Genomic DNA, 20,425 nt, shown 5'->3' on the forward strand with positions numbered 1-20,425 from the left:
AGTGTAAAAAAGGGGACTAACTAAATAATAAAAGGAATTAAAATGAAATACTTACTGTCTATAATTGCCGCTCTAATCATTACTGGCTGTACTACAACTCCACTTCAAGACAGTCCTACCGCAACAGTAAAATCAACAGTTCCCCCTAAATACCCTGTTGCAGAGGTACGTAACAAAACAGAAGGTTTTGTTACCATGTCTTATGATGTAGATAGTTATGGGCGCCCAAATAATATTAAAGTTATTAACGCTAAACCTGAACAAGTGTTTAATAGCGAAGCCAAACGTGCCCTATCTAAATGGCAATACTCACCTAAAGTTGTTAATGGTGTTGCTGTACCTGATAAAAACTTAGAAATGACAATTGAGTTTAATTTGGATAATTAATAATCGGGTAAGGTTATATCTTAAAGGCTGCAGTGTGCAGCCTTTTTAGTATTTGACAGCGAGCTTATTAAGTACGATAAAGCACTTTAATTACATGCCAGCCAAATTTAGTTTTAACTAAATGTGGCTCTAAAATAGCGCCATTAAAGGCTATTTTGTCAAACTGCGGAACCATTTGCCCGCGTCTAAATTCGCCAAGGTCACCGCCTTTTTTACCTGATGGGCACGACGAGTATTTTTTAGCTAAGGTTTGAAATTTGGCACCTTTACCTAATTGCTTAATAATGTCTTCTGCTATTTCTTTGTGTTTAACCAATATGTGGAGTGCGTGCGCTGTACTTGCCATTTCAAAGCCCTGATAATTTAAAACGCGGCGATTTTAGCACAGCCACCTAAACCTAGCATCTACTTATAGCTGACCAATCAAATAATTGGCGTCACCCAATAGCACGCTTTAATTCACAAAACCTGATATTTGGTCTAAACAGCTATATTCAGGGGCCGAGAGCGGGCTTAACCTAGTTACTTTTCTAATTCGTGGTGCTTTACTTTTTTCATGACTGGCAATAAATCCCTCCACTAAAAGCATTCTATTGCTACAACGCTTAACAACCCCCTCAGTTACATCACCGTAAAATGGGAATACTAAGTATTGCTTTGACATTTTTTCTAGAGCTGCACGATCTTCATAAAAACTAAGGTGCCCATAATGTCCAACTAAGCACACTTTAGTTCCAACCAAATCATTTTGATTCTTAAACAGTGGACCCCATGATACTTTTTTACATTCTATACTTTCCTGTAAGGGAACTGCTTTTACAGAAAAGACCACAACCATTAAAACTAACAATCTAGACATAGATATAAATTTTTTCATATTTGGATTCTATTAACTTTCCGGGAGGATTGCTCTATAACGCATCCGTACACTCTAAACTGCGAGGCCAAAAAATATCATAACCTATTGATTTGTATTAGTTAACACCTCAATATTAGCAGCAACCAACCAAAGGCAATAAGAAAAACCTAACCCAATTAATTTTCTGCTTCTGCTAAGAGCCTTTTTAAAATCAGTTTTTTAATAACGTTCTTAAATTCACAACTGAGAAAAATACCATAGCTATACACACAAACAACAAAAGATAAATACCGTAGCCTACACCAACCATTAGGTAGGATTTACTAGGCTACTGAGGATTATAATAAACATTAACTTTATCCCTCGTTTGATATTTTTTAAGTTGTAAATCTCGCTCCGCTCTATCAAGCATAGAGTTGACGTTTGATACTCGATTTCCAACAAATAGCTTTTCATCAACCATATAAGAGTATTCAACTTCTAAAATATAGCGCTCTTGGTTATGTTGTATACGTAGTCCATTACTAGAAATAACAGTACCCTCAACCATAGGCCAACTTTTCGTAGTCTGACCTTCTGAAACAACGGTTACTAAATAAGCACTCCAAGCGAGTGAAGTTAAAAGCATTACAACAAAAAAAACTCTACTTTTATTAAACATATCAACACCTGATTTTTTTGGGACTGCGCAATATATTTGTTTATGGAGACAATGATTCAATACGATAGTAAATTTCTTTATCTGCGATCAATTATAAATAATGTTTTGCGTCCTCTGGGTTGGGTACTCTGCAATACTGATATTTGCCAAATAAGGTATAGCGGTTTAAAGCAATTTTATCGTACAGCCAATTATTAAAGGTGTTAGGTAAAACACTAAATACAGTGGCTAATTTATAGGGGTAACCTAGCTGCTTTACCACTTCAAAAAAAGCATGACTTTGCGTGTACGCTTTGCCGTTTTGTAGGTAAACCATTGAGGCGTATTGTGTGGTTGAAAAACCAAAGTGAGTTAATAGCAGTGCACCTTTTGGGGATTGCACGCTGCACAGTTTAAAAATGGCATTGGTATCGTTCCTAGGGCCTGTTGACCTTTCAGGATTAAAATTTGTTCAATCTAGGGGCCATTTAATCGCGGCGCGAGGTTTGTAACCTAGTGGGCTAAGTAAAAACCGAGCAACAAAGAGTAAATGACCCCTAGGCAGAACCCCTTCGGGCAGCGCCTGTTTGGCATTTATGCTACGTTATCGCCTATTTATGGGGAACAACCACACTACATAGGCTCTGTCTTGCCTAATTACCAAACAGGCTGCTGCAAATTTAACCTCGAAAGATAAACAGGCCCTAATAATAAAATTACACCACGCACTACATAATTTGCACTGTGCATCGAATAATATAATTTTTTGATTACGCATTAATGTAGCCGCATCATCACTCATTTTATACCCCTTAAGCGGTTACTGCTGAACCGGCTTTTTTTGTAACTTACGCTGCAATGTGCGCCTATGCATATTGAGTTGCCGCGCAGTGGCCGACACATTACCGTTATTACTATGTAGCACTTGCTGAATATGCTCCCACTCTAAACGCTCTGGTGACATAACTGGTGTGGCAATATCACTAACATTTTGTGTATTTAAATCTGCGTTTAGGGCCTTTAATAACGTGGCCATATCAACGGGTTTTGTAAGGTAGTCGTTAGCACCTAAACGCATGGCCTCTACTGCGGTGGCTATGCTTGCAAACCCTGTTAATAATACAATATACGCTTGCGGTAATAAGCTGCGAAGTGGCTTAATTAAGGCAAGCCCGTTATCGTCACCCAATTTCATATCGAGCAAAATAAAATCTGGTAAGTGTTTATGTGCACTGAGTAATGCATCACTTTGGTTATGCGCAACTTCACAACTAAAGCCTTGCTTTGTTAAACGCCGAGCAAGTGTACTGGCTAGGTTTATATCGTCTTCAATTATCAGTAATTTCATGTAAGTGATTGCTCATTATTTGCTATGGCTAATTTTACTTTAGCCACTGCCCCGCCACCAGCGTGATTATACAAAGTTAACGAGCCGTTTAGTCGCTCAAACGTTACATTAGAAAGTAAAACCGCAAGCCCCATACCTTGGCTGCTAGGCATAAGTTGCCCGCCAAGCTCTGCTAATTGTGATTGGCTAAAACCGCTACCAAAATCACGAATTAGCAAATATATACTTTCACTGTGTTGATTATCTTGCTGCCAGCTTAGCTCTAACTGGGTTTGGTTATTTTTTTGATTAGCAATGCATGCATTTTGTAGCAAATTGAGAATAGCAGGCAATAGCATTGCATCACTTTTTAAGGTGGCTGCTATTGGCTCACTTAACCAATTAATGTGCTGATCAGGGTATTGCAGTAATAATGTATCGATGATCTGCGTTTGTAGCTGGTTTACTGTAATGTGCTCGGTGGTATTTTTATTACGAAGCTGAGCAGAGAGCTTTCTAAAGTCATTTAATTGCCTAGCACATTGCTTAAGCGGCGTGTGCATTTGCACAACGACAGGGTTATTTGGCTGCTCTTCTAAAAGCTCTTCAAATAGTAATTGTAAGTTAGCGATAGGACTGGCTAGTTGATGGGTTATTTGCGCAGCTGCGCCATCTAGGGTTACCAGTTGCTCGTTGCGCAATTGCTGCTCGCGAGCTTTAGCTATTGTGCGCTCTCGCTCCTTTAATGCTCTACTCATAGCGCCAATAACCAAAGCGATAACGCTTGCACTTAAAACAAAGTTAACCCACATGCCTATAAAATGCCCGCTCATATTCATTTGATGCATACTGTGATCGGGCATCTTAATGAGTAAAAAACTATAAGCGGCAATTGCCAGTACGGCGATATAAGCGAGTCCTTTTTCACGAAGGGTGACCGCTGCAATCATGATAGGTAGCAATAATAGCGATACAAACGCATTGGTTGCGCCGCCACTTAATGAGAGCAAAATAGTTAAAAACAGGACATCCGCAGTGAGCTGCATTAACATCCCTATAGGGCGCGCTTGGCTAACATTTCGATAGGCGAATACGCTTACTAATTGAAATATCGCCTCTATAGCTATTACCACTAATAAAGGGAGTAACGCTATTTGGTGTTCTAATAAAAAATACACGCTTAGTACAGCAATTAACTGCACAGCAATAGCACCACTTCGCAGCATTAAAAGGCGACTAATGGTCGGGTCGGTTTGCATAAACAAGGTGTGATGTACCTATAAAATTTAATACGTTAAAAAAGTTAATCTTCATCCATTGATATAGTAAACAGCGCGCACGGCGTTCCTTGATGAAACACCATTTTCCATTGTTCATTACTTTTACGCCAAAGCGACATACGTAAGGAGTAATTAAACTCACTTCGGGCTGAGCGCCTATAAGCCGCTTGGTAACTAATTTGCGCGACATCATCGCTAAGCATTCGCCCTTTAAAGTGCTGATTATAAAACTGCGGAACAACCTCGGTAGGTAAACGTGTGAGTACGTGCTGCTTATCAAATACGGTGCCATTAGCTGCAATTTCAATAAACTCATCATCAAGTAAGGCATTTAATGCATGGCTTGATTGACGAACATCGGGGTCGAGCAACTGTCGTTCTGCCTCAATCAAGTGATTAAACAACGACACTTTTATTTTATTGCTCATGGGCTTCCTTATTATGTATGCAATTGCCACGTGTTTGTGTGTTTATACGTTAAACGGGCAGTAATTAATAATATCGGCTTACTTTAATTCACTCAAGCTAACAGCTTGAACGCAGTGCCATAAACGCAAGCCACTTACGTTTAAGTAAAGCCGCAAAATCATGCACTATTCAATTATATGCTGTTTAACACATCGCTACGTATAGTTTTAATACTTGCTTACTCTTTAAACAAGCTTTACGTCAAATTGCCCACAATTACTATTATTTACGAGACAAAACAGGTTAATAACTTCTCTTAAAGGGCAATTTTTGATATAACTCACCCATTAGCAATACACGTCAGACCACCTTTTTAAGAGAACACACTATGGCCTACGCACATATTACTGGTTGGGGTAAATGTATTCCACCAGCAAGCATTAGCAACGATGAAATTAGCGAAATAGTTGATACCAACGATGAGTGGATCACCACACGTACTGGTATTAAATCTCGTAGGGTTAGCCATGTTAGCACCGCAGAACTTGCAACCGTTGCCGCAAAGCACGCCATCGATTGTGCAGGGATTGACGCAAAAGATATCGATTTAGTTATTTTAGCAACGTGTACCCCTTCTACTGTAGTGGCCAATACCGCCTCTTTAGTACAAAAAAACATTGGTGCAACCGGCGCTGCAGCTATGGATACCAATGCTGCGTGTTCTGGTTTTTTATATGCTCTTCAGGCAGCTACCGCTCAAATTCAGGCGGGTATGATTAAAAAAGCCGTGGTTATTGCTGCTGAGCGCATGACTTGGTATGTAAACTGGGCACGCCGTGACAGCGCTGTATTATTTGGTGATGGCGCAGGCGCAGTAGTACTCGAAGCCGCAGATACACCCGCAGGCCTACTTGGTACTAAAACCGGTTGCGACAGTGAAGACAGAGACATTTTGCATATCACCAACTTTGGTAGTGATTTAAATAAATATGAGCCAATTGGCCCATCGGACTTACTATTTGAAGGCCGTGAAATTTTCAAACGTGCCGTTAAAGGTATGAGCGAAGCGTGTGATGATGTATTAACGCAAGCCAACCTAAGCCTTGATGACATAAACGTATTAGTGCCACACCAAGCTAATTTACGTATTATTCAAGCAATTCAGCATCGTTTAAAAGTGCCGGATGAAAAAGTAATGGTAAACATTGCTGACTACGGTAATACCTCAGCCGCGACGATTGCTATTGCGTTATGTGAAGCCGTAGAGCAAGGCTTAATTAAGCCGCATTCAAATATTATGTCGGCAGCGTTTGGCGCAGGTTTAACGTGGGCAGCAAGCTATATAAAATGGGGCGAGCGTGTTACGCCGATTAAAGTAAGTGATGCAACTTTGCCACCGTGTGAGCTAACCGGCCTTGAGCTTGTAGCCCCCGCAGTTAAAGCCTGCAAAGACGCTGAGCCTAGCTAAACGTTTTTAAAGCACATAAAAATTAAACGCACTTTTTAGTGCGTTTTTGTTTTTTAGAAGAACAAACTCATGGAGCTATCTACATGGAACTAACTATATGGAACTATTAGGCATTCATCATGCTGCTGTTATTTGCAGTGATTACGCCCGCTCTAAGCACTTTTATAGTAACGTACTTAAACTTAAAGTTATTAACGAGCATTTTAGGGCCGCGCGTAATTCGTATAAATTAGATTTAGCGATGCCTGATGGCAGCCAAATAGAGTTATTTTCGTTTGATGGAGCACCTGCAAGACCAAGCTACCCAGAAGCGCAAGGCTTGAGGCATTTAGCATTTAAAGTTAAAAACGTTGCCCAAGCAAAGCAGTATTTAGAGTCACAAAATATAACAGTGGAAGAGATAAGAGTGGATGAAATAACCGGCAAAAAATTCACCTTTTTTGCCGATCCAGATAACTTACCGCTTGAGTTATACGAGGTATAACCCTCGTATAATAAGGTTTATTTAAAGCGGCTTTGCAAGTAATTAAATACCGCACGAATACCTAACGCTTCGCCGCCGGTTGGGCGCCCAGGTAAAGCACGTAAATTCCACGCCATTACATCAAAATGTACCCAGGGTGTGGTTGGCTCTACAAACTCTTTTAAATAAAGCGCCGCGGTAATTGCACCACCAAATGGTGTGCTGGCACAGTTTGCCATATCGGCTACATCGCTCTTTAAAAAGCTTTTGTACTGATCAAATAAAGGCAATTGCCATACAGGGTCGCTTACATCCATACCGGCATCAATAATACCATTTGCTACATCGCGCTCTGTTGAGAAAAAGCCCGGTAGCTCAGTACCTAAAGCAACACGACAAGCACCGGTAAGGGTCGCAAAGTCAATAATTAGCTCAGGGTTATCGTTTTGTGCCTCGCTAAGCGCATCACACAATACTAAACGCCCTTCTGCATCGGTATTGTCTATTTCAACCATAATGCCTTTACGCGTTTTAATTACATCACCTGGGCGAAATGCATTTCGCGATACCGCGTTTTCAACCGCAGGCACTAAAACACGCAGTCTAATAGGTAAATTAGCCGCCATAATTAGCTGTGCTAAAGCAATAACGTGCGCAGCCCCGCCCATGTCTTTTTTCATGTTACGCATGCCAGAGCTTGGCTTTAAATCAAGTCCGCCAGAGTCAAAACACACCCCTTTACCGACTAAGGTAATAAGTGGTGCGTTTTCATCGCCCCATTTTAAATCAAGTAATCGCGGTTTGTTTTCGCTGGCGCGCCCGACCATGTGTATTGTTGGGTAATTTTGCTCAAGTAGCTCATCGCCAATCCACTGGGTAAATTCGCCGTTGTAATTATTGGCTAAATCTTCCATTACTTGCGATAAATGCTGCGGCATCATATCTACCGCAGGTGTGTTTACTAAATCACGCGCTAAATAAATGGCATCGGCTTGTTGCTTAATACGCTGATACAGCGCTTCATCGGCAATGGCTAATTGTGCTTTGGCCGTTGGTTTTTCTTTATATTCACTAAATTCATAGCCGCCTAACACAAAACCAAGCGCGACTTGCTCTATAAAGGCATCATCGCCTTGAATTTGATACGTGCCCAGCGGTAATTTATTGGCAAGCTCGCCTGCGGCCCAAAAATCATTTTGGCTTTGTAATAAACAATAAACGTGGCTTAGCTCACCGGTTTGCGCGTCAGGCACAAGCGCTAAACCCTGCTTTTCAAAGCCGCTATTTGTTAACCATGTTTGGATAAAAGCCGGTTGTTGTGATTGCCAGTCAGTTAACTCGTTTTTAAGAATAAAAGATAAAGGAATACCAGAAGAAGTATGACGAAGTAATGCACTCATTGAAAAGCTCATATAATAAAAAATGGTAGCTCAAAGCATACCAATAAGACCGGCTAAAAGGTATAGCTAATTTTAGCCAGATTTATTCTTTATTTGGCGCTTTAGTGTGTTGTTTTAAATCCTCTTTAACTATTTCAGCGTCTAGCTCTTTAACTGGTTTATTAATGTTAAACGAGCTAGGCAATACATCTACACCTACCATTCTTCCTAGCTTTACAACCAATGGAATAGTAATAGGGGCAAACGGCAGTACGGCAAATACACCTAAGCCAAGCCCTTTTAAAATATCTACAAACTGCTCATTAGCACGCTTTAACTCTTCTTTGCTGGTTTGCCCTTGCGTGTAACGCCTATAAATGGTGAGCATTTCTATGGTTTCTTGCCTTTCTTGCGCAAGAGCAATTTTTAGCGCCACCATTGCACGACGAAAGCGAAGCTGTTGGCGCTTTTTACTAATTTTAACTACCCGCCAAGGCGCACGGTGAATAACTTTATATAATCGCATACCCTTTATTTTCACACATAAAGGGTTTTACACAAGAATAATTTACTTAATACGCCCTATACTTTACTCTTTTGCACCATAACAGTGCTCAAAAAGCTCATTTTTATGCAAAACAAACAAATAATAGTACTCCTCAAACCCCAAAAACCACAGCCTGATGAATGCTGCGGCGGAGGTAGCTGTAGCCCTTGTGTGTGGGACGAATACAGACAAAAATATCGTGACTGGCAAGCGCAAAACACACCACCTGCCTCACCAATAGAAACAAGTTGATAACATCCACTCACCCACTTTGCGCATTAAATCTTCGAAAAAGCGATAAAACCGCACTTTATTAGTTCAAATTAGTTACATACTGCACCATTGTTGCAAATATATTTTATTTTGAACTTTTTGTTATTAAAGAGTTAATTATTAATTGCCCTGAAAGTTTTTTATGTATAGTCTGTACATAGGACTTCACATGAGGTGGGCTTTTAGCTTTAAGAAGTCGAGTAGGTTGACTCTTTATCCCCATGTGAATACGTCCAAAATTATAAATAAGTAATGTTAATTACTGCATTACGTACAAAATATATTCTAACTGGGGAAAATTAGAATGAAACTTAAAAGCAACGCGCTAAATCAAGCAATTAAATTTGCATTAGCAACAACAACCACCGCAGGTTTGTTTATTTCAGGTTCTGCTGTTGCAGCAGAAGAAAGTGAAACTAAAGTTAATAAAAACGTTGAAAAAATTGCCGTAGTGGGTACTCGCTCAGCGCCACGCTCTATTGGTGATTCACCGGTTCCTATTGATATTATTGGCGGTGAAGAGCTAGAAAAGTCTGGTAACACAGACATGCTAGAGCTACTTAAAGGCTCTGTTCCTTCTTTTAATGTTCACCAAAACCCAATCAGTGATGCCGCATCACTAGTACGTCCAGCTAACTTACGTGGCTTACCTTCAGACAGCACATTAATTCTTTTAAACGGTAAACGCCGTCACCGTGCTTCTGTTATTGCATTTTTAGGTGGTGGTATTAACGATGGTGCACAAGGCGCTGATATTTCAGTTATTCCTAGCATTGCACTTAAGCAAGTAGAAGTACTACGTGATGGCGCAGCAGCACAATACGGCTCAGATGCAATCGCAGGTGTAATGAACTTCCAACTTAAAGATGCCTCTGAAGGCGGTAAATTTGAAGTACGCCATGGTCAATACTACGAAGGCGACGGCGATACCACACAGATATCGGGTAACGTAGGGTTACCATTTACTGACAACGGTTTTGCTAACTTAAGTTTTCAATATAAAACAGCAGATGCGACAAGTCGCTCAGAGCAACGCCCTGATGCAGCCGCACTTTCTGCTGCAGGTGTACCAGAAGTGTCTTCGCTTGCGCAAGTTTGGGGTGCCCCTGAAGTTGATGACGACATTTCAATTTTTGGTAACTTTGGTTTAGAACTAACAAACGACTCAGAATTTTATATGTTTGGTAACTACTCTGAGCGTGATGTACGTGGTGGTTTTTACTACCGTAACCCGCACACTCGCCCAGGTGTATACTCAAACGATGGCGGTGAAACACTGCTTGTTGCCGATTTAACAGAAGACATGAGCGGTAACTGTCCAACTATCGCAATTGATGACAACGTACTAGATAACCCAGACTACATTAGCGGTGTTGCTAATAATCCTGATTGTTTTGCATTTAACGAAACCATTCCTGGTGGTTTTACGCCTAACTTTGGTGGCAACATTACCGATACCTCTTTAACTATTGGTACAAAGGGTATGTTTACGGGTGGTTTCCTTAAAGATGCATTTTACGATTTAAGCGGTACGGTGGGTTTAAACGAATCTCGCTACTTTATTTACGACACGGTTAATGCGTCGTTAGGTGCAGACAGCCCACGTGATTTTAGCCCAGGTAAATATGAGCAACTAGAGAAAAACTTTAACTTTGACCTTTCTAAAGGCTTTGATTTTGACCTAGCGTACGATGTAAATATTGCCGGTGGTTTAGAATGGCACGAAGAAACATTTACTGTAATTTCGGGTGATGAAGCATCATTCACTGCAGGTCCTTTAACTGAGCAAGGTTTTGGTATTGGCTCTAATGGTTTCCCTGGTTTCAAACCTTCTGATGCAGGCGAATATACACGCCGTAACTACGCAGCTTATGTAGATATCGAAGCACCATTTACAGAAGAATTCTTAATGGGCCTTGCGGTACGTTTTGAAGATTACGACAGCTTTGGTACAACAACAAACTACAAAGTAATGGCGCAGTACCACGTAACTGAAGATCTAAATATTCGTGGCTCAGTAAGCACAGGTTTCCGTGCCCCTACTGTTGGCCAAGCGAACGTTAGTAACGTACAAACAAACTTAAGTGATGGTGTATTACAAGATTCTGCATTATTACCACCAACAAACCCAATTGCAGTGCAATTAGGTGGTACAGAGCTTGAGCCAGAAGAATCGCAAAGCTACACATTAGGTGCGGTTTACACTATTGGCGATTTATTTGTAACACTTGATTACTACAATATTGAAGTTGATGACCGTATCAGCCAATCAGAAAAAATTGTACTTAGCCAAGATGATAAAGACACGTTAGAAGCAGCAGGCGTACCAAATGCGCAAAGCTATGCACAAGTAAGCTTTTTCACTAATGACTTTGATACAACAACGCAAGGTATTGACTTAGTAGCAAACTACACAGCTGACATGCTAGGCGGAAGCTCTACATTTAGCCTTGCTTACAACTGGAATGAAACTGAGGTAACTAAGTTCAGCGACATTACCGGTGAGTTTAAAGTTAAGCGTTTAGAAGAAGATTTACCTAACCACCGTGCAACGCTTACTTGGGCACAGCAGTGGGAATCTTTTTCAATGTTTACCCGTGCTAATTACTACGGCGAATACCAAGGTGTTCACGTAGATTACGATGCAACAGCAAAAACAGCTGACGCAGCCGTGACCATTGACGCTGAAATAACGTACTTCTTAAATGAGTCTATTAGTTTCTCGGTAGGTGCACAAAACATCTTTGACCAAGACGCTGAAAAACTTGATTTTGAAGACCGTACGGGTATCCCTAACAATAACTGGGGTGGCCAATACTACGAAACGTCTCCATACGGTATTAACGGTGGCTTCTACTACGCGAAAGCAACCTATACTTTCTAATATTTTTTCATGATAAACCAAGGCGAAATGTTAAGACATTTCGCCTTTTTTATTTTATATTAATTAAAAAACAATAATGCCTCATCATGCTAATTAAAAAAGCCAATCAATTACTACAAGAAAATAAACTCAAAGAAGCCGAGTTTCATTTTAAAGCAATTTTAAATAGTAACCCGCAAAGCGGCGAAGCATTATTTGGTTTAGGCAGGATAGCACTTAGGTTAGAGCGCTTTGATGCAGCGGTATACTTATTACAAAAAGCATGCGAACGTTTACCCCATATGCTTGAGCCACTGCACGCCCTTGCCGATGCATTTAACGGCGTTAATTCCCCTAATGATGCGCTTAAAGTACTCGAATATGCTAAAAGTCTCGCAAGCCATAACCCAGAGCCTCATTATTATTTAGCTCAGCATTATTTAAGCTACGGCGAATTAGACAAAGCACACACCACATTTGCGCATGCACTAAGCATGGGGCTTTACCCCGTAACTGCCTATATTTTATTTGAACTAGTACAATTAGGCCGTTTCAATAAAGAACATAATTATGTGAGCAACCTGCACCACTTTTTAACGCAAACGAATAACGTGCGTTTAAAAATGGTGTGTTACTACGCGTTAGGTAAAAGCTACGACAAACTAGAAGATACAGAGCAAGCATTTAACTACTATGTGCTTGCCAACAAACTTCAAAAAAAGCTTACTCACTTTAAAACCAGTGACTTAGTGCCTTTTTATGAAACAATTATAACGCATAATACACAACAGCTAATTGAATCTGCCGATCACACTTTTACCGGCACTATTACGCCTGTGTTTATTATTGGTATGCCCCGCAGCGGCTCAACCTTACTTGAGCAAATGATGGCCAGCCACTCACAGTTTGCCACATTAGGTGAAAACACCAGTATCGCTAACCAAGTGGTGGCATTTATAGAGCAGCAAACGCAAACCCCTTACCCGCAATGCTTAAGCGCACTTAGTAACGATTTAATCGCAAAAGCTCGCAATATTTATATTGAAGAATTAAAAAAAGCACAGCCTATACGCCCTTTCATTATTAATAAGCTACCGAGTAACTATCAGTCTATTGGCTTAATTTACTTGCTGTTCCCCAATGCTAAATTTATTAATTTAAGTAGGGATTTTAACGCCACTGCTTTTTCGGTATTCAGTAACTACTTTGCCGAAAATGAGCCGTACTTTTGTGATTTAAAAGAATTTAAACTTTACCATTCGTTGTATGCAAAATTAATGGATCATTGGCGCAGCCTGCCCTCATTACCGCTATACGATATTCATTATGAGCAAATAGTTGCCGAGCCTGAGTCGCAGCTAAGTGCTTTATTTTCGTTTTTAGGGTGTGAGTATGAACCGCAATGCTTAGCATTTTATAAGCGTAAGGCTGCTGTTAGCACATTAAGCAAACAAGCCATTAGGCAGCCAATTAATACACAGGCACTCGCGCATTGGGAGCGCTATAAAACACCGCTTTTAAAACAATTTGAATGAGCCTAATTGCCTAACTGTGCTCGTTAAACCAGCTTACAACATCTTTAAATTGCTCATCCTGTGCCTGAGGGTGAGTTAGCATATTAATATGATCGTAATCCACACTATGACCATGGCGCTTGCCATAAATTTTAAGGGTTTGTTTTCCAGGTCCGGACTCTGCCATAAACTTTTTAATATCAATAGGCTGCGCAAGAGCCTTATCGTTTACAGCGCCAATATGTAGTGTAGGAGGCACCTGCACTTTAGCTAAGGCTTTTGCATAGTCAAAACCATCATCGCTATCTATCCATGGCCTTTTTTTAGCCCACTGCATGCTTTGATAATGCGACTTTTGCGATTCGTTATCGCTGCCCCACTTATAGCCTTTTGCGTTTAAGTACCCCTGTTTTTTAGCCAATATGGGCGCCATAAAGTACCAAATTATATTTGCTTGTAGTAACTTTTTAGGGTGATTGTTAAACAAAGAGCGTTTAGAGCCAAAATAAGCACACGCTTTAACCTCTTTTAAATACTCAGGAAAACGTGCAAAAACGCTATTCATTAAAACGCCTCCCCAAGAGTGAGCAACCCAATAGTCTGGCTTTTTACCTTCAAATTGTTCAATGTAATTAATAAAGGCGGGGATATCTTCTACTATTGCCTCTGTTTGACCATATTTAGCCTGTGGCGAAATAAGCGGCTTGCTCTCTCCACGCCCGCGCAGGTCTGCTACATAACAGCAGTAGCCTTGCTCAGCCAAATAAGGGGCTAACCCTTTATTGCTGTAAGTATAAAAAATTTTGCCATTTTCTACTGCGCCGTGCATAAAAAAAACCACGGGGCCCGCTTGCTTGTCGTTTGCTATACGGCGTAAATGTAGCGTTTGCTGATTGCCTAGTTGAACAAAATGTGAGTGCTGTGTAATTGCCACAAATTTTCCTTTATTATTTTTAGCCACTCATCCTACCAGTACCACTGTTAATTCTAAAGTAAATGGTTGCACTTTTTAGTGGGGCATTTGATACAATTGCGCCATTATTTAATTGCTAAATTAATGCTATGAAATCAAAACAAGTCTCTAACAAGCTCCACCCACGCAACCAACATTTACATGGCTACGATTTAGACATGCTATGCGATAAGCATGATGCGTTAACCCCTTTCATCATCGTCACCCCTGCGGGGAGTAAGAGCATTGACTTTACCAATAACACAGCAGTAAAAACGCTTAATCAAGCGCTTTTAAAAGCGCATTATAAAATAGATTTTTGGGATATTCCTGAGCATAACCTATGCCCTCCTATTCCTGGTCGCGTTGATTACATTCATTACTTGGCAGACTTATTAAGCGACGACAACCAACAAAATATTCCAACTGGCAGGCAAATTAAAGTGCTCGATATTGGCACAGGGGCCAATTTGGTCTACCCGTTAACAGGTAATCATGAATACAACTGGCACTTTACTGGTAGCGACATCGATGCAAATTCAATAAAAATAGCGAAACAAATCGCCCAATTTAATGGTTTAAAAATAACCCTTAAACACCAAAAAAACGCATCATCTATTTTTGAAAACATTATAAATCAAAAAGATTTATTTCATTTAACCCTGTGTAACCCCCCGTTTCACGCAAGCGCAGAAGAGGCCAATAAAGGGTCGCAGCGCAAATGGAAAAACTTAGGAAAATCACCTAAAAACACCCTTAATTTTGGCGGGCAAAATAATGAGTTATGGTGCGAGGGCGGCGAAGCACAGTTTATTAGCAATATGATTGCTCAAAGTGAGCAATTTGCAGAGCAAGTAATATGGTTTACCTCCTTGGTTTCAAAAAAAGAAACGCTTAAAGTGTTAGAAAATAAATTAAGCACCCTCCCTATTGCCGAATATAAAATTATAGACATGGCACAAGGGCAAAAAGTAAGTCGCTTTATTGCCTGGAGTTATTTTGATAAAGCCACCCGTGAACAAATTTTTGAAGAGCTTGTTTAAACCCATAAAAACAATAAAGCCTGTAGTACTTAATAAAGGAATAACCACCATGATAGATTTTCGCTCAGACACGGTTACTAAACCTTCAAAAGCCATGCGCGATGTAATGTATAACGCGCCAGTAGGCGATGATGTGTATGGGGATGATCCTAGCGTAAACCAGCTAGAAGCCTATGCAAGTGAGCGTTTTAGCTTTGAAGCCGCACTTTATTGTAGCTCTGGCACGCAAGCTAACTTACTTGCGCTTATGGCTCATTGCGAACGCGGAGATGAATATATTTGCGGGCAAAATGCCCATAACTATAAATTTGAAGGCGGTGGCGCTGCAGTATTAGGCTCTATTCAACCACAACCGATTGAGAATGAACCCGATGGCAGCCTCTGCTTTGATAAAATTGCCGCAGCAATAAAACCAGATGATAGCCATTTTGCTAACACCCGCTTACTTAGCCTTGAAAACACCATAGGCGGAAAAGTACTCCCCCTTAGCTACTTAGCCAAAGCACGTCATTTTGTAAATGAGCACTCGTTAGCTCTGCACTTAGATGGCGCACGTGCGTTTAATGCAGCGGTTGAATTAAACGTTGATATTACAGATATAACCCAGCATTTTGACTCTGTTTCAATTTGCTTATCAAAAGGGCTAGGTGCTCCCGTTGGCTCGCTATTACTAGGCACAAAGGCGCTTATCACAAAAGCACGGCGCTGGAGAAAAGTACTCGGTGGTGGCATGCGCCAAGCCGGAATGCTGGCAGCCGCGGGGCAATACGCACTTGAAAATAACGTTTCTCGCTTAAAAGGCGACCACGCTAATGCGCGTTATTTAGCAAGTAAGCTTAATGAGCTCGATGGGTTTAGCGTTGATATGAGTAACACCACTAACATGGTGTATGCGCGCTATTCAAGTGAGTTAAATATAGCGCATATTAGCGAGCAATTAGCACAACAAGGCATATTAATTAGCCCAAGCAAACAGCTTAGGCTAGTCACTCATCTTGATATAAACCAAGATGATATAGATACTTTTATACGAGCCTTAGCGGCCCATATTTAACTCAGCCTTATAATGCTTGCGGCACACCGACACATAACGGTCGTTGCCGCCAATTTCTACTTGGTTACCATCGGCAATAGCATTGCCGTTTTCATCTGTACGCAACACATGATTGGCTTTACGGCCGCAATGGCACACTGTTTTAAGTTCAACCAGTTTATCGGCCCATGCTAGCAAGTACTGAGAGCCAATAAATAACTCACCTCTAAAGTCGCTTCGCAGGCCATAACACAATACCGGAATACCAAGTTCGTCAACCACATCAGTCAGCTGCATAACTTGCTCTTTAGACAAAAACTGGCATTCATCAACCAATACACAATGGCGCTTTTTTTCGTTTTGCAGATTTTGGATCAGCTCAAAAACATTTTTTGACGCATCAAATATATGCGCATCAGCTTGCAGCCCGATACGAGACGATACTTTTCCTACACCAGAGCGGTTATCAATTGCAGCCGTTAAAATAACTGGCTCCATACCGCGTTCACGATAGTTAAACGCAGATTGTAATAAGGTGGTTGATTTACCCGCATTCATCGCAGAGTAGTAAAAGTATAATTGAGCCATTGCCGTGCCTTAAGATAAAAAGTGCGCTTATGCTACCTTAATATGCGATTAATACCAATTTCATATCGCTATTTTAGTTAATAAGCGCTTTGATTTTCTTATTACTCAACAGCTTGCAAGTATTTTATATAAATTTGTGCACTGTCAAAGCGCGCTAACCATTGCCATATTTCTTTACTAAGCTGGCTATTTTGCTGGTAAAACTGCTTTGAAAAAATTAAATAACCGTCGGTTGTTTCATAAGGTGGGTAAAGGGGCTTTACATCGCTCCCTTTATGTTGATAGCTCGACACTTTTAAGTCATCTACTTGGCATAAATCAACACTTGCCTGTACCACTCCTTTATCAAGTAATTCAAATGCTTTGTCTTTTGAAAAAGTATTATGAATATAAAAAGGCTCTTCTTTTAGCGCGCTGTTTAAGCCATAGCCATTAGGAATGGCGATAGTGAACGCTTTATTTTGAAATACTTCACGTGTTTGCCATTGTTTATGAAAACGAGCTCGCCCTATTAAACAGCTACTAAAACGACTCACTGCAAATTTTTCTAGCAACACCCCTTTTTCGTTTGTAGGGTACACAGCAAAACGTTCACGCCCATCACGATAGCTGGCAATAACGGCATTAACACGGTTAAGTTCTAAATCGTTTAGGCATCTGCGCCATGGTTTTCTAACAAAAGAAATAGCCACATTGGGTATGTCGGCATCCAGTTGCTTTAAAATTTCAATTGAGGCGCCAGGGTTATCTATAGGTACCTCTTGCCCAATGCCCAAAAACATAGGTGCAACGTCTTTATCTTCATAGCAAAATATAAGTGTTTGAGGGTTAGCAAACACTGCTGAAGAAAACATCAAACCAATTATAAATAAATAATTTAAGCTGCTGATACTCATAATAATTTTTATTAGTAAATAATGTAAATTGTAGCTTGTGATAACAAAGCTGCCAGTGCTGTAACAGTTAAATTATCCCTTCATGCTTTAGTAACCAACTTTTTCTCTCAAGGCCACCAGCGTACCCAGTAAGCTTTGAGTTTGCACCAATAATTCGATGGCATGGCACAATAATACTAATGGGGTTTTTGCCATTTGCAGCCCCGACTGCTCTTACCGCCTTAGGGTTATTTAATTGTTTAGCTATATCGCCGTAGGTCATGGTTTTGCCAAAAGGGACGCTTAGCAACGCTTGCCATACACCATTTTGAAAAGGCGTACCTTGCGTATCTAATGGCACATTAAAGGTTTTGCGCTGACCATTAAAGTATTCCTGTAATTGTTGTACGCAGATTAAAACCGCTTCATTTGTTACTTGCTCAACGGGTGTATGGGTGTAGTGTGTTTTTGGGTAAAAACCAACATAGCTCACCCCGTTTTCAGTCGCTTGAATAATAACATCGTCAATCGGGCTCGAAATTGCGGTCTGTATAATCATGAAAGTTGCTGCCATAGTTGAAACGTTAAGTACGAGCGAAATGGAGCGCTCAGCTCTGGGTTAAATTGCTTAGCATTGATCAGCGCCTTTTTTACCCCGAGATCGCCGGCTAATAGTATATCTGGGTTACTTTGCCCGCGCAGTTTGGCGTAATTAACAGTCCATGGGCCTATGCCTTTTATATCGAGCCAATTATCCAAAACCCTGTTATCGGGGTTATCAGCGCAGTACTTAGATAAATTTTTTAATGCATTTTTGCGCGATTGCGGCATTTTAAAAAATTCAAAGTCGCATGTCGCTAAACCCTCAGGCTGTGGAAAATACACTTTATTTGCGTGTTTATCGCCTCGCTCTGCGACCAGCTTTGTTACTAAAGTGTGCGCTGCCCCCACGCTAACTTGTTGGCCCAATACAGCGCGGATCCCCGCTTCAAAGCTTGACCATATCCCAGGTAAGCGTAGCCCTTCACTTAATGTAAATGCCCCATTAATACTGCTTTTTAAATGGCTTTCAATAGGGTTTATATCGGCATCTACATCAAGTACACGGCGTATATTGTTAATTACTTTTTGTAAGTGCTCGGTATTATTTATTACTATTTCAACTTTAAAATGGTTATTTTGCGCCTTAAAGTGCGCATTAAAATAACCTACCGCCCCTTTTAGCTTAAATGTTCGCCCGTAACTGGTTGGGGTTATCCACTCCATAGGCTCTATTAACCGCTTTGACAAAAAGCTGTGCAAAGCCTGCCAATTGTAAGGAGGTCTAAAAGGGAGAGTTAATACAATCACAGGGGTTGCCTCTTTTTTTGATTTTCTGAGCTTTGATGGCGCTATATTTAATTGTTGTAAAAAAGCATCGTTAAAACGTCGCACACTTTTAAACCCAGCGGCAAATGCAATATCGGTTATGGGTAATGTGGTCTCTTGAATGAGCTTTTTAGCAAACTGACATTGGTTAAATAACCGATACTGAGTAACAGACACACCAAAGTGCTGATTAAATATGCGTCGCAAATATCGACTGGTAATACCCAAACGAGTAGCTAGCATTTCGCAATTACAACTATCACCTAAATCAATTAACTGCTTAGCTCTGAGCGCGGTTGTTTTTACCCCTTGCCAAGCAGCGCTGCCCGGAGCACTATCGGGCCTGCAGCGTATACACGGTCTAAAGCCTGCTTGCGCTGCGTTGTGCGCATATTGATAATACACCACATTTTTTTCTTGAGCGGTGGGCGCGGGGCAAATTGGCCGACAATAAATACCGGTGCTTTTTACCGCAACGTAAAATAAGCCATCAAATCGTGCATCGCGGCTTTGCCGTGCTTTTTGCCAATACTGATTATTCATGTAGGGTCTTAATCAATAAAACGTACCTCAGCATAACAATTTTTAAAGCAGATACTGGCCGTTTTCGGCACTCATCTGCTTTTAAAAAAGTATTATACCAACCCACTTAATTAAGCGTTTTAGTATCACTATTGCTCTGCAAAATCGAGCAAGTCTTGGCCTGCTAGGCGGTAGATTATCCATTCGTTTTGGGCTTTTGCCCCAATGCTATTATAAAAATCTATAGCGGGTTTATTCCAATCCAGTACTACCCACTCAAAACGTCCACAGTCGTTTTTTATGGCTTTATTAGCAAGGTGTTTCATTATTAGTTTGCCCGCACCATTGCCACGGCTATCGGGGCTTACGTATAAATCTTCTAGATATAAGCCATTTTTACCCAGCCAGGTAGAGTAATTATAAAAATACACCGCAAAGCCAATAGGCTCATCACCTTCAAGGCAAATAACACTGTGTGCTGTTGCCCCCTCACTAAACAACGTTTTTATAATTGCCTGCTCATCTGTTTTTACTGCATCGGGTTCTTTTTCGTAAATGGCCAGTTCGGTAATAAACTGTAAAATGGTTGGCGCATCGCTTTTTTTAGCGTCGCGTATTTCTATTTGCTTACTCATG

At 40.7% G+C, this 20,425-nt stretch carries 22 protein-coding genes and 1 pseudogene; 8 read left to right on the top strand and 15 right to left on the bottom strand.

Translation table 11 applies throughout. From position 1 onward, the window contains the following. Nucleotides 1-42: 42 nt before the first annotated feature. Nucleotides 43-387, top strand: a complete 345-nt coding sequence (locus SJY38_RS16940) for a TonB family protein (protein ID WP_029771693.1) — start codon at nucleotides 43-45, stop codon at nucleotides 385-387. Nucleotides 388-454: 67 nt separating this feature from the next. Here SJY38_RS16940 and SJY38_RS16945 read toward each other — a convergent pair whose 3' ends face one another. The 7 genes and pseudogenes from SJY38_RS16945 to SJY38_RS16975 form a co-directional block, all read right to left on the bottom strand. Beyond that, entirely contained in the window at nucleotides 455-733 is a 279-nt protein-coding gene (locus SJY38_RS16945; RefSeq protein ID WP_004588770.1) for a peptidylprolyl isomerase, read from the bottom strand. 108 nt (nucleotides 734-841) lie between these two features. Continuing rightward, on the bottom strand, nucleotides 842-1,264 hold the full coding sequence (locus SJY38_RS16950) for a hypothetical protein (RefSeq protein ID WP_286741227.1): 423 nt from the start codon (nucleotides 1,262-1,264) through the stop codon (nucleotides 842-844). Nucleotides 1,265-1,574: 310 nt separating this feature from the next. Continuing rightward, nucleotides 1,575-1,907: a DUF3592 domain-containing protein gene (locus tag SJY38_RS16955; protein WP_286741225.1), complete on the bottom strand. Its 333-nt coding sequence runs from the start codon at nucleotides 1,905-1,907 to the stop codon at nucleotides 1,575-1,577. Between the two features lie 91 nt (nucleotides 1,908-1,998). Beyond that, nucleotides 1,999-2,322, bottom strand: a pseudogene (locus SJY38_RS16960) (thiol-disulfide oxidoreductase DCC family protein); the annotation flags it as partial. Between the two features lie 384 nt (nucleotides 2,323-2,706). Next, entirely contained in the window at nucleotides 2,707-3,234 is a 528-nt protein-coding gene (locus tag SJY38_RS16965) for a response regulator transcription factor (protein ID WP_273603105.1), read from the bottom strand. Continuing rightward, on the bottom strand, nucleotides 3,231-4,472 hold the full coding sequence (locus SJY38_RS16970; protein ID WP_286743066.1) for an ATP-binding protein: 1,242 nt from the start codon (nucleotides 4,470-4,472) through the stop codon (nucleotides 3,231-3,233). Before SJY38_RS16970 ends, SJY38_RS16965 begins: the two co-directional genes overlap by 4 nt. Nucleotides 4,473-4,516: 44 nt before the next feature. After that, nucleotides 4,517-4,921 (bottom strand): DUF4440 domain-containing protein, encoded by a 405-nt coding sequence (locus tag SJY38_RS16975; RefSeq protein ID WP_004588774.1) that lies wholly within the window; start codon nucleotides 4,919-4,921, stop codon nucleotides 4,517-4,519. Between the two features lie 368 nt (nucleotides 4,922-5,289). Between SJY38_RS16975 and SJY38_RS16980 the strand changes: the two genes are divergently transcribed. Together SJY38_RS16980 and SJY38_RS16985 are read left to right on the top strand one after the other, a co-directional pair. Beyond that, nucleotides 5,290-6,369, top strand: coding sequence for a ketoacyl-ACP synthase III (locus tag SJY38_RS16980; RefSeq protein WP_121638415.1), 1,080 nt, complete (start codon nucleotides 5,290-5,292; stop codon nucleotides 6,367-6,369). Nucleotides 6,370-6,466: 97 nt separating this feature from the next. Next, entirely contained in the window at nucleotides 6,467-6,853 is a 387-nt protein-coding gene (locus tag SJY38_RS16985) for a VOC family protein (RefSeq protein WP_024031947.1), read from the top strand. Nucleotides 6,854-6,870: 17 nt separating this feature from the next. On the opposite strand, the gene SJY38_RS16990 is transcribed toward SJY38_RS16985, so the two are convergent. Together SJY38_RS16990 and SJY38_RS16995 are read right to left on the bottom strand one after the other, a co-directional pair. Next, nucleotides 6,871-8,232 (bottom strand): M17 family metallopeptidase, encoded by a 1,362-nt coding sequence (locus tag SJY38_RS16990; protein WP_054981809.1) that lies wholly within the window; start codon nucleotides 8,230-8,232, stop codon nucleotides 6,871-6,873. Between the two features lie 82 nt (nucleotides 8,233-8,314). Then, the gene (locus SJY38_RS16995; RefSeq protein ID WP_024031949.1) at nucleotides 8,315-8,737 is read right to left on the bottom strand and encodes a hypothetical protein; all 423 of its coding nucleotides are present in this window, start codon (nucleotides 8,735-8,737) and stop codon (nucleotides 8,315-8,317) included. Nucleotides 8,738-8,842: 105 nt separating this feature from the next. Here SJY38_RS16995 and SJY38_RS17000 point away from each other — a divergent pair, with 105 nt between their 5' ends. The 3 genes from SJY38_RS17000 to SJY38_RS17010 all read left to right on the top strand — a co-directional run bounded on the left by SJY38_RS17000 (nucleotide 8,843) and on the right by SJY38_RS17010 (nucleotide 13,429). Beyond that, nucleotides 8,843-9,010 (top strand): oxidoreductase-like domain-containing protein, encoded by a 168-nt coding sequence (locus SJY38_RS17000; RefSeq protein WP_084554454.1) that lies wholly within the window; start codon nucleotides 8,843-8,845, stop codon nucleotides 9,008-9,010. Nucleotides 9,011-9,335: 325 nt separating this feature from the next. Beyond that, nucleotides 9,336-11,915, top strand: coding sequence for a TonB-dependent siderophore receptor (locus SJY38_RS17005; protein ID WP_004588780.1), 2,580 nt, complete (start codon nucleotides 9,336-9,338; stop codon nucleotides 11,913-11,915). An 86-nt stretch (nucleotides 11,916-12,001) separates the two neighbouring features. Next, nucleotides 12,002-13,429, top strand: coding sequence for a sulfotransferase (locus tag SJY38_RS17010; RefSeq protein ID WP_248450386.1), 1,428 nt, complete (start codon nucleotides 12,002-12,004; stop codon nucleotides 13,427-13,429). Nucleotides 13,430-13,439: 10 nt separating this feature from the next. Here SJY38_RS17010 and SJY38_RS17015 read toward each other — a convergent pair whose 3' ends face one another. Next, a complete protein-coding gene (locus SJY38_RS17015) occupies nucleotides 13,440-14,342 on the bottom strand; it encodes an alpha/beta fold hydrolase (protein ID WP_377110346.1) in 903 nt (300 codons plus the stop codon). A gap of 128 nt (nucleotides 14,343-14,470) precedes the next feature. On the opposite strand from SJY38_RS17015, the gene rlmF reads away from it, so the two are divergent. Continuing rightward, nucleotides 14,471-15,403 carry a 23S rRNA (adenine(1618)-N(6))-methyltransferase RlmF gene (gene rlmF, locus SJY38_RS17020; RefSeq protein WP_138579159.1) on the top strand — a complete coding sequence of 311 codons (933 nt, stop codon included), beginning with the start codon at nucleotides 14,471-14,473 and terminating at the stop codon, nucleotides 15,401-15,403. Between the two features lie 49 nt (nucleotides 15,404-15,452). After that, complete coding sequence (gene ltaE / locus SJY38_RS17025; protein WP_377110347.1) at nucleotides 15,453-16,457, top strand: low-specificity L-threonine aldolase; 1,005 nt, start codon at nucleotides 15,453-15,455, stop codon at nucleotides 16,455-16,457. Here ltaE and SJY38_RS17030 read toward each other — a convergent pair. From SJY38_RS17030 to SJY38_RS17050, 5 genes are all read right to left on the bottom strand, one after another. Next, complete coding sequence (locus tag SJY38_RS17030) at nucleotides 16,440-17,024, bottom strand: thymidine kinase (protein WP_004588785.1); 585 nt, start codon at nucleotides 17,022-17,024, stop codon at nucleotides 16,440-16,442. The two genes, ltaE and SJY38_RS17030, sit on opposite strands and share 18 nt — an antisense overlap. Nucleotides 17,025-17,125: 101 nt before the next feature. After that, nucleotides 17,126-17,920: an amino acid ABC transporter substrate-binding protein gene (locus SJY38_RS17035; RefSeq protein WP_154945456.1), complete on the bottom strand. Its 795-nt coding sequence runs from the start codon at nucleotides 17,918-17,920 to the stop codon at nucleotides 17,126-17,128. Between the two features lie 67 nt (nucleotides 17,921-17,987). Continuing rightward, nucleotides 17,988-18,458, bottom strand: a complete 471-nt coding sequence (locus SJY38_RS17040) for a methylated-DNA--[protein]-cysteine S-methyltransferase (RefSeq protein WP_377110348.1) — start codon at nucleotides 18,456-18,458, stop codon at nucleotides 17,988-17,990. Next, nucleotides 18,455-19,810 (bottom strand): DNA-3-methyladenine glycosylase 2 family protein, encoded by a 1,356-nt coding sequence (locus SJY38_RS17045; protein ID WP_248461914.1) that lies wholly within the window; start codon nucleotides 19,808-19,810, stop codon nucleotides 18,455-18,457. The genes SJY38_RS17040 and SJY38_RS17045 overlap by 4 nt, the downstream gene beginning before the upstream one ends. 128 nt (nucleotides 19,811-19,938) lie before the next feature. Next, nucleotides 19,939-20,424 (bottom strand): GNAT family N-acetyltransferase, encoded by a 486-nt coding sequence (locus SJY38_RS17050; protein ID WP_377110349.1) that lies wholly within the window; start codon nucleotides 20,422-20,424, stop codon nucleotides 19,939-19,941. Nucleotide 20,425 lies beyond the last annotated feature (1 nt).

It is taken from the genome of Pseudoalteromonas sp. R86517 (assembly GCF_042466295.1).
Lineage (GTDB): Bacteria > Pseudomonadota > Gammaproteobacteria > Enterobacterales > Alteromonadaceae > Pseudoalteromonas > Pseudoalteromonas atlantica.